15 protein-coding genes are annotated in these 15,535 nt (G+C 59.5%); 3 read left to right on the forward strand and 12 right to left on the reverse strand.

Annotation, left to right across the window (positions count from 1 at the left end; translation table 11 throughout):
• Window positions 1–75: 75 nt before the first annotated feature.
• From ugpB to IOD40_RS11720, 4 genes are all read right to left on the reverse strand, one after another.
• Window positions 76–1,386 carry a sn-glycerol-3-phosphate ABC transporter substrate-binding protein UgpB gene (gene ugpB / locus IOD40_RS11705; RefSeq protein ID WP_198476715.1) on the reverse strand — a complete coding sequence of 437 codons (1,311 nt, stop codon included), beginning with the start codon at window positions 1,384–1,386 and terminating at the stop codon, window positions 76–78.
• A 190-nt stretch (window positions 1,387–1,576) separates the two neighbouring features.
• Window positions 1,577–2,260, reverse strand: coding sequence for an ABC transporter ATP-binding protein (locus IOD40_RS11710; RefSeq protein WP_198476716.1), 684 nt, complete (start codon window positions 2,258–2,260; stop codon window positions 1,577–1,579).
• The gene (locus tag IOD40_RS11715) at window positions 2,257–3,462 is read right to left on the reverse strand and encodes an ABC transporter permease (protein ID WP_198476717.1); all 1,206 of its coding nucleotides are present in this window, start codon (window positions 3,460–3,462) and stop codon (window positions 2,257–2,259) included. The genes IOD40_RS11710 and IOD40_RS11715 overlap by 4 nt, the downstream gene beginning before the upstream one ends.
• 3 nt (window positions 3,463–3,465) lie before the next feature.
• Entirely contained in the window at window positions 3,466–4,506 is a 1,041-nt protein-coding gene (locus IOD40_RS11720) for an efflux RND transporter periplasmic adaptor subunit (protein WP_198476718.1), read from the reverse strand.
• 261 nt (window positions 4,507–4,767) lie between these two features.
• Here IOD40_RS11720 and IOD40_RS11725 point away from each other — a divergent pair, with 261 nt between their 5' ends.
• A complete protein-coding gene (locus tag IOD40_RS11725; RefSeq protein ID WP_198476719.1) occupies window positions 4,768–6,156 on the forward strand; it encodes an O-antigen ligase family protein in 1,389 nt (462 codons plus the stop codon).
• On the opposite strand, the gene IOD40_RS11730 is transcribed toward IOD40_RS11725, so the two are convergent.
• From IOD40_RS11730 to osmF, 4 genes are read right to left on the reverse strand one after another with little or no spacing between them, the layout of a single operon-like run.
• Complete coding sequence (locus IOD40_RS11730) at window positions 6,114–6,851, reverse strand: ABC transporter permease (protein ID WP_198476720.1); 738 nt, start codon at window positions 6,849–6,851, stop codon at window positions 6,114–6,116. The two genes, IOD40_RS11725 and IOD40_RS11730, sit on opposite strands and share 43 nt — an antisense overlap.
• Window positions 6,848–7,786 carry an ABC transporter ATP-binding protein gene (locus IOD40_RS11735; RefSeq protein WP_198476721.1) on the reverse strand — a complete coding sequence of 313 codons (939 nt, stop codon included), beginning with the start codon at window positions 7,784–7,786 and terminating at the stop codon, window positions 6,848–6,850. The genes IOD40_RS11730 and IOD40_RS11735 overlap by 4 nt, the downstream gene beginning before the upstream one ends.
• Entirely contained in the window at window positions 7,783–8,982 is a 1,200-nt protein-coding gene (locus IOD40_RS11740; protein WP_198476722.1) for an ABC transporter permease, read from the reverse strand. Before IOD40_RS11740 ends, IOD40_RS11735 begins: the two co-directional genes overlap by 4 nt.
• Before the next feature lie 9 nt (window positions 8,983–8,991).
• On the reverse strand, window positions 8,992–9,870 hold the full coding sequence (osmF, locus tag IOD40_RS11745) for a glycine betaine ABC transporter substrate-binding protein OsmF (RefSeq protein WP_407649199.1): 879 nt from the start codon (window positions 9,868–9,870) through the stop codon (window positions 8,992–8,994).
• A 141-nt stretch (window positions 9,871–10,011) separates the two neighbouring features.
• Between osmF and IOD40_RS11750 the strand changes: the two genes are divergently transcribed.
• Window positions 10,012–10,911 carry a DMT family transporter gene (locus IOD40_RS11750; protein WP_233713953.1) on the forward strand — a complete coding sequence of 300 codons (900 nt, stop codon included), beginning with the start codon at window positions 10,012–10,014 and terminating at the stop codon, window positions 10,909–10,911.
• Here IOD40_RS11750 and IOD40_RS11755 read toward each other — a convergent pair.
• Window positions 10,908–11,144, reverse strand: a complete 237-nt coding sequence (locus IOD40_RS11755) for a hypothetical protein (protein WP_198476724.1) — start codon at window positions 11,142–11,144, stop codon at window positions 10,908–10,910. The genes IOD40_RS11750 and IOD40_RS11755 overlap by 4 nt on opposite strands.
• Before the next feature lie 229 nt (window positions 11,145–11,373).
• Here IOD40_RS11755 and IOD40_RS11760 point away from each other — a divergent pair, with 229 nt between their 5' ends.
• Window positions 11,374–11,604, forward strand: a complete 231-nt coding sequence (locus IOD40_RS11760; protein ID WP_198476725.1) for a hypothetical protein — start codon at window positions 11,374–11,376, stop codon at window positions 11,602–11,604.
• 71 nt (window positions 11,605–11,675) lie between these two features.
• Here IOD40_RS11760 and IOD40_RS11765 read toward each other — a convergent pair whose 3' ends face one another.
• From IOD40_RS11765 to IOD40_RS11775, 3 genes are all read right to left on the reverse strand, one after another.
• On the reverse strand, window positions 11,676–13,457 hold the full coding sequence (locus IOD40_RS11765) for an IlvD/Edd family dehydratase (RefSeq protein WP_198476726.1): 1,782 nt from the start codon (window positions 13,455–13,457) through the stop codon (window positions 11,676–11,678).
• A complete protein-coding gene (locus IOD40_RS11770; RefSeq protein ID WP_233713954.1) occupies window positions 13,454–14,350 on the reverse strand; it encodes a DMT family transporter in 897 nt (298 codons plus the stop codon). Before IOD40_RS11770 ends, IOD40_RS11765 begins: the two co-directional genes overlap by 4 nt.
• Before the next feature lie 176 nt (window positions 14,351–14,526).
• Complete coding sequence (locus IOD40_RS11775) at window positions 14,527–15,534, reverse strand: TRAP transporter substrate-binding protein (protein WP_198476785.1); 1,008 nt, start codon at window positions 15,532–15,534, stop codon at window positions 14,527–14,529.
• Between the last annotated feature and the right edge of the window lies 1 nt (window position 15,535).

Below are 15,535 nucleotides of genomic sequence, written 5' to 3' on the forward strand. Positions count from 1 at the left end.
CTCATGCTTTCTCGTGAGCACAAAACCATCCGCGCGAACCGGCGCGGATGGTGACTTGAAGCGGTGAAGCGACGATTAGTTACCGATGGCTTCCTGGATGGCCGCGTTGCCGCGTTCCACGGATTTGTCGAGCGCTTCCTTCGCCGACTGGTCGCCAGCAAGCATCTTCTCGAACTCTTCGTTCTGGATGTCGCGGACCTGCGGCAGGTTGACGAGGCGAACACCCTTGGAATTCGGGGTCGGTTCCTTGCCCATCATCTGCTGGATCGGAATTTCACGACCCGGGTTCTTCTCGTAGAAGCCCGATGCCTTGGTGGCTTCGTAAGCTTCAAGCGTCACCGGCAGGTAGCCCGAAACTTCGTGCAGGCGCTGCTGGATGTCGGTCTGCGACAGGAAGTTGAAGAAGGCAGCAACAGCCTTGTACTCTTCATCGCTCTTGCCACCGAAGACCCAGAGCGAAGCACCGCCCGGAATGGTGTTCTGCGGCGCACCTTCGAGATCGTCGTAGTAAGGCAGCTGGCCAAGGCCATAGTTCATGCCCGACTTCAGGACGTCACCCAGACCACCCGAAGATTCCGTCATGATCGCGCATTCGCCCGACAGGAACAGCTGCTTGGCTTCCGAGGTACGGCCGCCGTAGCGGAAAGTGTCATCCTTGGCGAGGTCGGCGAAGTTCTGGAAGTGACGCACGAACGGCTCGGAATTGTAGGTCAGCTCGACGTCGGTCGAAGCCAGGCCGTTTTCCTGCGTTCCGTACTGCAGATTGTTCCAGGCAGCGAAGTTTTCGAGGCCGATCCAGGTCAGCCAGGTCGAGGTCAGGCCGCAGGATCCTGCGCCGCTCGACTTGATTTTCTTGGCAGCTTCGAACACTTCCGGCCAGGTTTTTGGCGGGTTGTCGGCGTCGAGGCCAGCCTTCTCGAAAAGATCCTTGTTGTAATAGAGGATCGGCGAGGAGGAGTTGTACGGGAACGACAGCATGGTGCCGTCCGGCTTCGAGTAATAGGCAACGATGCCCGGCAGGTACTTGCTCTTGTCGAACTCGGCGCCACCCATGGAGATGACTTCGGCGACCGGCTTGACCGCGCCTTCGGCGCCCATCATGACGCCGGTGCCAACGTCGAACACCTGCATGATGTGCGGCGCCTGACCCGCACGGAACGCGGCGATGCCTGCGTTCAGGGTTTCCGGATAGGTTCCCTTGAATACAGGGCTGACTTTGTAGTCGCTTTGGCTCTCGTTGAACTCCTTGGACAGAGTCTCCACGACTTCATTATTCGCGCCTGTCATTGCGTGCCACCAGGAAATCTCGGTGACCGCAAATGCAGCCGAAGACGACAGAATGGTAAAGGATGCGGCGATACCCGCCGCGAAGCCCAGAGTCTTCATATTTGCTCGCTCCCATCAGTTGGCGAAGGTCGGCCCACAGGCAGAGATTTTCTCCCCACTGTGCCCGTTCCGCGTGCTCTAGTATTGTCCTGATGTGACAGTTTCACAACCGTTTTGATTTTCTGCTTACAGTTTCACTTTTGGTCCACAGGACGGGAAAGCGAAACTAAGCGAACCAGGATGGGTGCTGTCAATCTCCGCTTTCCACCTTTCCGTCCACAACCTTGATCTGTCTTCTGCACGCGGCAGCAATTTTCTCATCGTGGGTGGAGATAAGGAAAGTAGTCTTTTCGACTGTGTTGATCTCGCGAATCAGGTCCATGACCTGCTCTGCAGATTGCCGGTCAAGGTTTCCGGTCGGCTCGTCCGCAAGGACAAGCTCCGGCTGGTTCATCAGCGCTCTGGCGATTGCGACGCGCTGTTTCTGGCCGCCGGAAAGTTGCGTCGCTTTAAAGTGGATGCGTTCTTCAAGACCAACACGTTGCAACAGTTCTTCGCCGCGCTGACGCGCCTTGCGGGTCTCGCGGCCTGCGCTGACCGCCGTGGGAAAGATCACGTTCTCCAGCGCCGTGAAGTCCGGCAACAGATGATGAAACTGGAAGACGAAACCGATATGGCGGTTACGGAACTCCGTTAGTGCCGCGTCGCTCGCCTGGGTCATGTCCTCGCCAAGCATGCGGTGTTCACCCGATGTCGGCCGCATCAAGGTGCCCAAAATGGTGAGAAGCGTGCTCTTGCCCGAACCCGACGGCCCGAGCAGAGCGGCAAGATCGCCCTCGTGAAGAACCATGGAAAGATCGCGAAGAACCCGGGTCGCAGTGTCGCCTTCGCCGAAGGTTTTCACCAGATCACTGACTTCGACGAGCACGCTCATTGGCCGATCACCTCGACCGGATCCACCTTGGCAGCGGCGCGTGCGGGCAAGATGGAAGCAATGATCGCGCCTATTACGGTCAGGACGATGGCGAGGAGATAATCTCCCTGGCGAACGTCAATCGGAAAGCCGCCGGAGGCGGCCTCCTCAGGCACCGGAAATGGCGACATGACGAGATAGCCGGCTCCTGCGCCGAGGACGCCGCCGATAAGACCGACGAGCATGCCCTGAAAGACGAAGACGCTGACGACGAACATGCGGCTCGCGCCAAATGCGCGCATGATTCCGATTTCCGGGCGGCGGCGGTAGGTCGAAAGCAGGAGCGCGCTGGCAACGCCAATGACGATCGTGATCAGCGAGAACGCCTTGATGAGGTCTCCGGAGTTCGCCTGAGCCCGCAGTCCATCCAGTAATTGGGCGTTGTTCTCGGTCCAGGGTGTTGCCTCAAGCCCCGTTGCAGCAGCAATGCGGTCTGCGAACAATTCCGCTGAATTGAGGTCGTTCAGCTTGATCTCTATCCTGCTGATGCCCTGGTCGAGATCAAAGAGGGATCTCGCCGCCGCGATGCTGACGAAAGCCGATCTTGCATCGAGCGTTTCCACGCCGAGTGAAAAGATGCCCGCGATCATCAAGGAACGCTCGACGTCGCGGTCCGATTGAAGAGTGATGATCTGGCCGACCCCGACGCCCAGATCTGAGGCGAGCGAGGCCCCGATCAAAATGCTGGAATTGGTCAGGCGGTCACTGCCGCTCACCAGCTTGCCGCGAATGTCGGCAATTGCCGAAACCTTTCCGGGCTCCACGCCGGTGACGTAGACGGGTGCGCGGGACTGGCCGCGTATGACGAACCCGTTACCAACAATTTGGGGAGAGGCGGCCTTCACCCCCTCCATTTCCTCGATCAGAGGAAGGAAAATGTCGCCGGTCCGCAGGACCTCCCGTTGCGCGGTCGCCTTCTGGAAGACAACGGCCGAACCATTCGGCTCTCCGGAAATGAGGGTAGCATCACGCTTGGGGGCCTCCAGCGTGACATGTGCGATATCGCCGACTGTGCGGTCAACGAGATAGCTTCCAAGACCACCGATCAGCGCGCTGATGAAGACGAACACAAAGACGCCGATCGCGACGCCAAGAACGAGCAATCCCGTTTGCAGCTTGCTTGAGGCGAGGTAGCGAAGGGCAAACTTCAGGACGTAGAGCATCGGTTACCCTGCCGTCGCCTTGACGCCAGGTTTGACGCGTGCCGGGTCGAGGATAACGCTGTCTCCTTCACCAAGACCTTCGGTGACGATCACCCGCTCAGACGGCCAGTCCGCGAATTGTACGACCCGCTTTTCAACGATCCTGTCGCCGAGCACCATCACATAAGTCTCCCGGCCCTCAGAAGCGATGGCGCTGCGCGGAAGCGAAAGCGCCGCATCGAATTCCTTGATGATGACATTGGCATTGACCGTGAGGCCAATCGGCAGCGTTCCGTCGCTGTCGAACGCGATCTTGATCTTGCGTCCGCCCGTCGAGGGATCAACTTTGGGGGCCGTGAAGGTGACGGTCCCTTCCAGCGGCACGCTGACGCCAATCGGTAAAAGCTGCGCCTTCAAGCCCTCGCTGATATGCGCAGAATAAAGTTCATCTACGTCAGTTTCGACGATCAGTTCGCTGGTGTCAGCGATCACAAACAGCTCGCTTTGCGTGTCGACAAGCTGGCCAAGATCGACACCGCGCGTCAGGACGACGCCGGAGATCGGCGCTCGGACGAGATATTGGAACGCTTGCTCCTTGGCTTGCTCAAGAACAGCTTCCAGCCGTGCCGTTTCGGTAATCGCGCTTTCCAGAGCAAGCTCGGCATCTTCAAGGGCGGAACGTGGACTGTTCGCACCAAGGGCCCTTGCGCGTGCCACGGTCACTTCCGCCTGGCGTTGCTTGCTGCGCTGTCCTTCGAGCGCGGCGGTGGCCTCATCGACCTGCGCCTGGACAATCGCCATGTCGAGAGACACCAGAATATCGCCAGCCTCGACGACGTCGCCTTCATCGACATGCAGTTCGAGCGCCTTCGCGGAAACCGGAGCGCGTACGGTTACGCTGTTGCGGGCAGCCACCCGCCCATTGACCGCCAACACCTGCGAAATCGGTCCAGAAGTGGCAATTTCGACAGCGACCTCGATCGGCTTTTCCGCCCAGGGCTGGAAGTATCCTACGAATACGGCGGCTGCGAAAAGGACGACAACAACAAGCCACCGTTTGGACAAAACTCACCGCCTGATTTTGTGGAACCGAGCGAAAAAGCTGCCGATCCCGCCACCAACTCCGCCGCAATATAAGGTCGCGCCGACCTGCGGCAAACATTGACGAACCAGTTTCTCGTTCGATCCGCGCGCGTTGCTACGTCGCACTATCTGCGCGCTACCACTTAAGAACAGGTTCTTTTCGGCCGGACGACGTCTTTATGTTCGCTACCCAGGTAGCAGTTGACGCACATGCAAACATCTCAGCAACAACACCGCCAGGCGATGTCGACAGCGGCGAGCCCGATTGCACGCGAGCGTCCGCCTAAGGGTGCCAGGCGGTCAAAACCCAATTCATCGAGGCTAAATGCCGCTTCAGGTGAGCTCGACGCGACGCGGCAAAGGCTGCCGCTGCCTGTCATTCTTCTTCTGGTCTCGCTCCAGATCCCGTGGATCATCAATCTTGGCGCGCTGCGCCTGACGCCCTACCGCCTCGTCCTCCTCATTCTCGTTCCATTGTTGTTGGTGCGATGGGCAAGAGGCGGGGCAGGCAAGGTCCGCCTCACTGATTTTGCGCTGTTCGGTCTTTGCGTCTGGTGCACCCTTGCCATTCTCGTCATTCATGGCCTTGGCGAGACGATCGAGCCTGCAGGGATCTACTTCATCGAGACGATGGGCGGTTTTCTGGTCGCCCGATGTTACATTCGCGATGAACACGCCTTCTTCCAGATGGCGAAGCTGCTCTTCATCATCACCCTCGTCCTTTTGCCCTTTGCCATGCACGAGACCTTCACGGGCGGCAAAGTGCTGCTGCAGACATTGCAGCTGGTGATGCCGACTTATGAAATGATCGCGATGCCCCAGCGGTGGGGGCTTGATCGCGCGCAGGTCAATTACATCCATCCGATCCATTTCGGCCTGAATATTGGCTGCACGCTGACGCTTGCCTGGATGGTTGTGGGCTACGGGAAACCGCTGATAAAGCGCCTTGTCGCCGCGGGGCTGGTGTTCTTCACCTCGTTCCTGTCCCTGTCATCTGGACCATTGTCCTCAATGGTGGGGCAGATCGGCTTGATGGGCTGGGGCGGGGTCCTGCAGCGCTTTCCGCTGAAATGGAGCCTCATGGCGGCGGGCGGCATTACCCTCTTCGTCCTCACGGAGTTGTTCGCCAACCGGTCGATGGCCGTGATCCTCCTTTCCATGTTCGCGTTCGATGCTGATTCTGCCTACATCAGAACGCTGACCTGGGAGTACGGGACGCAGTCGATCATGAACAATCCGCTGTTCGGGGTCGGCTTCAACATGTGGGACAAGCCTGCATGGCTGACTGAAAGCATCGACATGCACTGGATCATCGATGCTGTGCGCCACGGCATTCCCGCAGGTGTCCTCACCTTCCTCGCGCTCGGAAGCGCGCTGTGGACAATCGGACGGGTCTCCCTGACGGACGACAAGCTGCGCACCTTCCGCGCCGCCTACATGTTCACGATCGCAGGTTTCTTCATGACTGGGTGGGCGGTCTATTTCTGGGAATCGACCTATGTTCTCTTCACCTTCCTTCTCGGCAGCGGCTTCTGGCTGCTGGATCGAGAGGAAGAGCCGCTCCGAAAACGCTTCAAGGCGCGACCAAATCAAGCCGATCGGATCGCGGAGAGACGGCGCTCAAGAGCATAGAGCGCATCGTGGATCAGGACCGCCATCATCGCGACCACCACCGCCCCTTGAAGCACATAGGCGAAATTGTTGGATTGCAGCCCCGCGATGATGACTTCGCCAAGTGTCGGCGCAGCGACGGTGGAACCAATCGTCGCCGTCGAAAGGCTGATGACGACCGCCACGCGAATTCCCGCGAGGATGAGCGGCAAGCATAGGGGCAGCTCGACCGAAAACAGCCGCTGCGTTCCCGTCATGCCGACGCCCTTGGCCGCCTCCTGGACATCCCGCGGCAGAGTGGAGAGCCCGGTCAGAGTGTTCTCGAAAATTGGCAGCATCGCGTAGAGGAACAGGGCCAGGAAGGTCGGCACGACGCCAAATCCCGTGGCGGGAACTGCCAGCGCGAGAACGGCCACCGGCGGGAATGTCTGGCCGATATTGACGACACTGCGCGCCAGAGGCAGCAGCTCGGTGCCGGATCTGCGGGTAACGAATATCGCCATCGCAACGGCAATCGCGCTGGCAACGATGGTCGCCGCAAAGACGATGCCAAGATGCTGAAGCGCCAGCACCCAAAGGCTCTGGCGTTCATAGATGACAGGTCCATTTCCCTGCGCCGCCATCGACAAAAGTGGCGCGAAACTCGTCGGAGAGATCAGGAACGCGAGCAGGCAGACAAAGGCTAGAATACGCAGCAGTGCCGGCAGCCGCTTCATGGCGTGCCAGATCCGTTGCGCACCAAGCTGTCCAGCGTGATCTGGCCGACAATCCTGGCGTTCTCATCTTTGACGGGAAGGCTGGTTTTCCCCTGCGCCACGAATTCCGCGAGAGCGTCGCGCAAGGAGAGCTGCCCTGAAATCGGAGAGCCTGATGCTTCGCCTGGCTCGATCAGATCTTCAACGCTGGCAAAGGCCAGCAGCCGGAACGGCTTCTCGCCCTTGCCAACGAGGGACTCGACAAACTCGCTCGCGGGATTGCGCAGCACATCTGCCGGTTCGGCAAACTGGACGAGTTCGCCGCCGTCCATGATCGCGATGCGGTGGCCAAGCGCCAGCGCCTCTTCCATGTCATGCGTGACCATGACGATGGTCGTTCCCAATTGCTGCTGAATTTTCTGGAGGTCCTCGCGCGCCTTGTTCCGGATCACCGGGTCGAGCGCGCCGAAAGGCTCATCCATGAGGAGGATGTTTGGTCGTGCAGCAAGAGCCCGTGCAACGCCTACGCGCTGCTGCTGTCCGCCCGACAATTCGTGCGGGTAGCGGTCTCGGTAGATTGCCGGGTCAAGCTGGAAAAGGCTCAGCAGCTCGTCCACGCGCTCGCCGGTCTTCTCTACCGTCCAGCCGAGCAGTCCTGGCACTGTGCCGATGTTCTCGGCGACGCTGCGATGAGGGAACAGGCCATGCTGCTGGATCGCATAGCCGATGGATCGGCGCAGCTGCGGCCCGGAGACATCGCGATTATCGACCCCGTCGATCTTGATCGTACCCTCATCGACTTCCACCAGCCGGTTGATCATCCGCAGTAATGTCGTCTTGCCCGAACCGGACATGCCGACAATGGTGACGAATTCATGGGCCCGAATTGTCATCGAGACGTTCTTGACCGCCGGAAGGCCATTATACCTCTTGCTGACGTTCTCGATTTCGATCATTCGGCTTTTCCCTGTGCGCCGGGCGATGATGCGGCTTCGATCACCGCATCAAGAACCACCGCGGCCGAGACGGCGAGAAGTACGGTCGGCAGTGCGCCAAGCAGTACCAGATCCGTTGCCATCTGTCCGAGCCCCTGAAACACGAAGACCCCATATCCGCCGCCGCCGATCAGGGCGGCGATGGTGACCAGCCCGATATTCTGAACAAGAACGATCCGAATGCCGGTCAGGATGGTCGGCAGCGCCAGCGGAAAATCGACCCTTGCGAGCCGCTGCCATGCGGTCATTCCCGTGCCGCGCGCCGCATCCCGGACGTTGTGCGGAACGCCAGCCAGCCCCGCGACGGTGTTGGCGACAACCGGCAGAAGCGAATAGAGAAACAGCGCAACGAAAGCCGGGGCGGTGCCGATCCCGCGGATCCCCAATTCGCTGGCACCCGGAATATTTGTTGCGATCCAGCCCAAGGGCGCGATGAGCAAGGTGAACATCGCCATCGATGGAATGGTCTGGATGGTATTCAGGATGTTTAGGATTGCGCTGCGCGTGGCGGGCAGGGCGTAACACACGAGACCGATCGGGATACCTGCCAGGATCGCCGCTGCCATCGAGCCCATTGCGAGCACGAGATGGTTGCGGCCTTCCGCCCAGAAGGATGCCGCGCGGGTGGAATATTCCTTCAGGAGCGACAGGTCATCCCAAAGACCAGCTGCCAGCCCGAGGCCAAAGACAAGATAGAAGGCGGCAAGTATCACCAGCCGCACCAGCGGTTTGACGGACAGTCGCGACAGCGCGTCGATGATGAGAAGCGCAAACGCAATCACCAGAAGCCAGAAGCCGGCGGCTGGCGAGACGCGTGCAAGTTTGTCGCCCTCGGAAGTCAGGTAACCCGCAGCAGTGCCGATGAGAAGGAGGACGACGATCAGGCCCGCAAGACCTGATGCCAGGCGCAGAAGATGCGACCGTCCAAGCGCACCTGCCGCTGCCGCCGCGACGATCCCCAGCATCGCGGCCAAGGCGAGACTGGAGGGCAGCGCGTTCCAGAACTCGACCGCGCTTCCCTGCACGATCCGGTTTGCGCGAAACGTCGCAAAGGAGGCGCCACCAAGCCCCCAACCCGTCAGCAAGGCGACCAGCAGACCAAGCTTATCGACATGCAGCGCCGCAATGCCCCTGGGCGAAGTGGCGGGGTTGGCCACCGGCGGCACCTACTTCATGAAGCCGTTTTCGGACAGAAAATCCTCGGCAACAGAACTGGCTGCCTCGCCGCCAACCTGAACGCGACCGTTAAGATCCTGAAGCGTGACGAGATCGAGTTTTTCGAACACCGGTTTCAGCAGATCCGCAATCTGCGGATATTGCTGCAAAACGTCCTCACGGATGATCGGCGCGGGCTGATAGACGGGCTGAACGTGCTTGTCGTCTTCAAGAACCACCAGTCCGGAGGAGGCAATGCCGCCATCCGTGCCATAGACCATGGCCGAATTGGCCCCGCTCGTCTGGTTCGCGGCCGCCGCGATGGTCGCGGCGGTATCACCGCCGGAGAGCGTGATGAGCTGATCGGCGGCAAGCTCGAACCCGTAGGCGCTCTGGAAGGCAGGCAGCGCCGCCGCTGAATTCACAAATTCGGACGACGCTGCGAGAACCACCCCGCCGCCATCCTTCACGAACTTGCCGAAATCCGAAAGCGATTTCAGATTGTTGGCATCCGCAACGTCCTGCCGGATCGCAATGCCCCAAGTGTTGTTGGCGGGCGAGGGTGTCAGCCAGACGATCTTGTTGGCTTCAAGGTCGAGCTTGCTGGCCTCTTCATATGCCTGTGCGGCATCAGTCCAGATCGGCTCATCTGCCTTGTCGAAGAAGTAGGCCGCATTGCCAGTATATTCGGGATAGATGTGGATCTCGCCGGCAATGATCGCGTTGCGGACCACAGGGGTGGCACCCAGCTGGATGCGATCCACGGTCGGAATGTCGCCATTTTCGAGGACGAGCCGGATGATGTTGCCAAGCACGCCGCCTTCCGTGTCGATCTTCGAGCCGACTATGACCTGAGCGTGAGACAGACCGGTTGTGATCAGGAGCGCCATCGTCGCCCCCAGAATGGATTCCCACGTTTTCATCACCCACTCCATGGATTTCGCGATAGTCCTAACGCATGCGGGGTCACCCGGTTGCATTCCGAGCGTAAACAGGTGCTATCAACACCACAAACAGATTCGGAATTGATCTTGAGTCAGCCCCAGAACCGCTCTTCCAACAACCGTACCGGCATGTTGTACATGACCGCGTCCTGCGCAATTTTTGCGGCGCAGGATGGCATCTCGCGCCATCTGGCGGAGAACATCAGCGTCTACATGATCGTGATGGTTCGGTTCTGGGTGTTCGGGGCGCTGGCCCTTGCATGGGCAGCCCGAACGAGCGGCGGCTTCAGGGCTGCGATTACCAGCGCCTATCCAGGCCTTCAGTTTCTGCGGGCCCTGATCATGATCGCGGAAATCTGCGTGATCATGTTCTCGTTCGTGAAGCTCGGCCTCATTGCCACCCACGCGGTATTCATCTGCTATCCGCTGATCATCGCTGCGTTGTCGGTACCTATTCTTGGAGAAAAGGTCGGCTGGCGACGGTGGCTCGCAATCTTCGTGGGCTTCATTGGTGTGCTGGTCATTATCAATCCCGGCTCAGGTGTTCTCAGCTTCTGGACCCTGGTTCCGCTTGCGGCGGCCCTGATGTTTGCGGTCTACAGCGTGCTGACACGCTATGTCGCGCAAGGCGACAGCGCCTCGGTCAGCTTCTTCTGGACAGGTGTTCTAGGCGCGATCTTGATCACCCCCTTCGGCATCATGCATTGGGGGCCAGTATCCGGCGAGGAAGCTATCTGGCTTGGAGCCCTCTGTGTGCTGGCGATTGCAGGGCACTGGATGCTGATCAAAGCCTATGACACTGCCGACGCGTCCAGCATCCAGCCTTTTGCCTATCTGCAATTCCCGTTCGTCTCGATCGTTGGGCTGCTCGTGTTCAGCGAGGCGCTGAGCGTAAACGTGATCGTCGGAGCCGCTATCGTCGTCGGAGCGGGATTGTTCACGCTCTGGCGCGAGCGTGTAAGGCGGCTCGCTGCGCTGAAGAGCTAGGCAGGGTCTTGATCTTCCGGCTCCGGGCCGGGTTCAAGTACGCCGAAATCGCCGGATTTTGATCCCGGCCTGGCAACGAGCTTGCCTTCCGCAGCCAATCCCCGCCGCAGAAGTTCGCGAACAGCAGCCGCGCGGCTGGGCATCCTTTGCTCGAAGCGCCAATCCTCCAGCGCTGCAAGCTCTTCCACGGACAGCATGATCTGCAGTCGTTCCTGTCGCTCGAGGTCTGACACGTGGCCCCTCTGAAGATGAGTAAGTTCTGCCTTTGGATCAAAATTAGGCAGGGCCCCAATCAGCGTCAAGTACATCAACTAGATGCGCCGAGCATTAGATGTAATCACATCAAGGATCGGGTAGTGCTAACTTGGCTAACTTTTTGAAAACAAACGATAATTCTACGGAATTGCTTGCGTGACGCGATCAGGTGGGCTAAGGTTGTTCATCAAAGGAAAGGAGCCGATCATGATGAAGAGGCTCGACTTGCCTGAACTGAAAGCAGACCTGGCGATCATGGTGCAACAGGCAATGGCCAGGAACCGTGTCGTCAACGTCCCGGTGGTGGCAGAACGTCTCAGGCGCAAGCATGAGCATCTGAATATCGCACTGGAAGACCTCGAAGAACTTGTTCTTCGGTCAGCGAGCATGCTGCCCTATCCCATCGAGTTCGATAGCAACGGGGAACTTAACGGATAGCCTGAGAGGACCTGTCTCCTGCTGGCCGATGACGCGCAAGCGCCATCGGCTCTCAGCAGATGCCGAGTTATCTAATGGTTGTCGCGTGGCAGACCACTGGTTTGCGCGATACGCTGATACTCGACAGCGGGCTTTAGCACCGCACCATTTCCGAGCTGGTCCACCATAGAGCGTTGGATTTCCTGCCATGGTGTCTGATGCGCGGGGAACTGATATCCGCCGTTAGCCGCAAGCTCGGCACGCCGGCTCGCCAGCTCTTCCTCCGGGACCAGCATGTTTGCCTCGCCCTTGCGCAGGTCGATGCGTACCCGGTCTCCGGTCTTCAGCAGCGCAAGTCCGCCGCCTGCAGCAGCTTCAGGAGAAGCGTTCAGGATCGAGGGCGAGCCAGATGTTCCTGACTGGCGACCGTCCCCGATGCAGGCCAGCGAGTGTACACCCTGCTTGATGAGGTAGTCCGGCGGGCGCATGTTGACGACTTCGGCCGCTCCCGGATAGCCGATCGGGCCTGTTCCCCGCATGAAGAGCAGGCAGTGCTCGTCAATCGCAAGTTCGGGATCATCGATGCGGTGGTGGTAATCTTCCGGGCCGTCGAAGACGATCGCACGGCCCTCGAACGCTTCCGGGTCGTCCGGGTTTGACAGATAACGCGCGCGAAACTCCTCGCTGATCACGCTGGTCTTCATGATCGCATTGTCGAAGAGGTTGCCGCGAAGGACGAGGAAGCCGGCGCTCTTTCGCAAGGCGTTATCGAAGTCGCGAATGACGTCCTTGTTCTTGCTGGTCGCGCCGTCGCAGTTCTCGCCGATCGTCTTGCCGTTGACGGTCATCGCGTCGGTGTTGATGAGATTGTGCCGGATCAGTTCGCCGACCACGGCTGGAACGCCGCCCGCCCGGTGATAATCCTCCGCAAGGTAGTCGCCGGCAGGCTGCAGATTGACGAGCAGCGGCACATCGATACCGATTGTCTGCCAGTCCTGGAGGGGAAGATCGACGCCCATATGCCGGGCAATTGCGCCGATATGGATCGGCGCATTGGTTGAGCCGCCAATCGCTGAATTGACGACGATGGCGTTTTCAAATGCCTTTCGCGTCATGATGTCCGACGGCTTCAGATCTTCATGAACCATCTCGACGATGCGCTTTCCGGTGCGCCAGGCAATTTCCGCCCGGTCACGGTGCGGCGCAGGGATCGCTGCAGAACCCGGAAGTTGCATGCCTAAGGCTTCTGCAAGCGAATTCATGGTCGAGGCGGTGCCCATCGTGTTGCAATAACCGACGGAGGGCGCAGAACTTGCAACAAGGTCGAGGAATTCCTCATAGCCGATCTCGCCCGCAGCCATCATTTCTCGGGCTTTCCAGACAATGGTGCCGGAGCCAGTGCGCTCGCCACGGTGCCAGCCATTCAGCATCGGGCCGACAGACAAGGCGATGGAGGGGATGTTGACCGTCGCAGCGGCCATGAGCAGGGCAGGCGTTGTCTTATCGCAGCCGATCGTCAGGACGACCCCATCGATCGGATAGCCGTAAAGAACTTCGACCAGCCCGAGATAGGCAAGGTTGCGGTCGAGGCCGGCGGTCGGGCGCTTGCCCGTTTCCTGGATCGGATGAACCGGAAACTCGAATGCGATGCCGCCGGCCTCCCGGATCCCGTCGCGAACGCGCTGGGCAAGGACGGTATGATGGCGGTTGCAAGGCGACAGGTCAGAACCCGTCTGCGCAATGCCGATGATCGGCTTGCCGGATTGCAGTTCTTCGCGTGAAAGCCCGTAGTTCATGTATCGCTCAAGGTAGAGCGCTGTCATGTCAGGGTTTTCAGGGGTGTCGAACCACGCGCGGGAGCGCAGCTTCTTCATGGGATATCTCCGGAAAGAGGATCAGTGGCGGCCGAAATTTCACGTTGTTGCTTGCGCTCGCGCACATAGATGATGAGGCCGGACAAGGTGATGATCGCGGCTCCGATCAGCATGACCGGCCGCGGCAGATCGTCGAAGAACAGCCAGCCGAGGATGATTCCCCATGGCAGCATGGTGTATTGGAAGGGGGCAACGATCGCAGCGTCGGCAAGCTTTACTGCGCGGTTGACGCAGATATGGGCGAACATCGCCACGACGCCCAATGCGCCGAGCAGTAGAAAATCAGGTGCCGTTGGCGTGACCCAGCCAATGGGCGCAAGCACCAGTCCGGCGACCAGAGATCCGGCCAACTGGAAGGTAACCAGTGTCTTGTCCGGCGTTCCGCGCAGCGTGCGCCCCGTTACCACCATGAGCGCGAAGGCAAGGGTTCCGATGATCGCTGCCAGGATCGCAAGCGGTTCGATCTCACCCGATGGAGTGAGAGCAATGACAACACCGATAAATCCAAGCGCGATAGCTGCCCAGCGGACCGGTCCGACACGCTCTCCAAGCAGGAAGGGCGACATGGCGGCAACGTAGATCGGCGCGGCAAGCCAATAGGTAACGACATCCGCCAATGGCAGGTAGGACACCGCAAAGTAGAAGCAGAACACCTCGACCGTGGAGCAAACCACACGAGCAAATTGCTGCCAGGGTCGCTCCACCTTGATCAGGGAAGAAAGCCCGGCCTGCCAGACGAAAGGCAGAAGGATCGCAAGCGCCACCGCCGATCTGATCAGGAGAACCTGACCGACCGTGTACGTAACCACCAGCCACTTCCCCATCGCATCATTGAGCGAGAAGAGGAAAATGGCGAGCACCATGATCAGCATGCCGCGTGCGGTATCGGACATGCCTTGCCGCCCGCTTCCCGTCGTTACCGATGTCATCGCGCGGCTCCGGGAGTGGATGCTAAGGTCAGAGCGTCGCGAGCGACAATCAGATTTATCGGGATGGGTAGGGGGGCCATGTCACTTCTTTGCCAGGATGGTGGCGAGGCGTGAACACCCCGCCACCAAGTCTCAATTGATTACTGCTTTCTGATCGCCGTCAGGGCAGCCTGCATCCGCTCGACCACTTCCTTGCCGATGCTTTCAGCGTGCTTGTCGTAGACGACCTGAGCCTTGTCCACCATACGCTGATACTCCTCCGGAGTGACCTCGTTCACCTGGAGGCCTGCCTCCATCACGCTCTCCAGAGACTTGTTCGACAGCTCGCGGCTGACGCGGCGCTGCTCGTCACGACCGACAATGGCGCATTCCTGAAGAGCAGCCTGTTCGTCCGCGCCGAGCGTGTCCCAGATCGGCTTGGAGAACAGAAGCATGAACGGCGTATAGGCGTGACGCGTGACCGACAGATAGTCCTGAACTTCGTAGAACTTCGAGGTGTCGATGGTGACGAACGGGTTTTCCTGCGCGTCAATCGTCTTGGTCTCAAGTGCCGAGTACACCTCGCCGAAGCTCATGGGCATCGCGTTTGCGCCCATATTGGCGAAGGTGTCGAGGAAGATGTTGTTCTGCATCACGCGGACGCGCATGCCTTCAAGATCTTCCCACTTTTCAACCGGCTTGCTCGAATTGGTCAGGTTGCGGAAGCCGTTCTCCCAATAGGCAAGGTTCACGACACCGTATTCCGGCAGCATGTCGGAAAGATACTGGCCAAACTCGCCGTCGAGCACAGCATCTGCTTCCTCCTCATTGGCGAACAGGAAGGGCAGGTCGAAAACGCCGAGTGCCGGGATGATGCCAACGAGTGGCGAAGATGAGGTGACAACCATCTCCTGCGTGCCCGAGCGAAGGGCCTGCGTCGCCTGAAGGTCTCCGCCCAGTGCGCCGCCCCAGAAGTCGGCGATCTTCATCTTGCCGCCGGACTTCTCGGTCAGGCAGGCGCGCATTGCTTCAACACCGTTGCCAACCGGGTGGTCCTGGTTGATGCCGTTCGACAGGCGAAGCACCCGATCTGCGAACTCGGCATGGGCGGGAAGGGTCGATGCAATCGCCATGGCGGCTGCAACTGTTCCCAAAAGGATCGATTTCAGT

This window comes from Aquamicrobium zhengzhouense, from assembly GCF_016124105.1.
GTDB classification, from domain to species: domain Bacteria; phylum Pseudomonadota; class Alphaproteobacteria; order Rhizobiales; family Rhizobiaceae; genus Aerobium; species Aerobium zhengzhouense.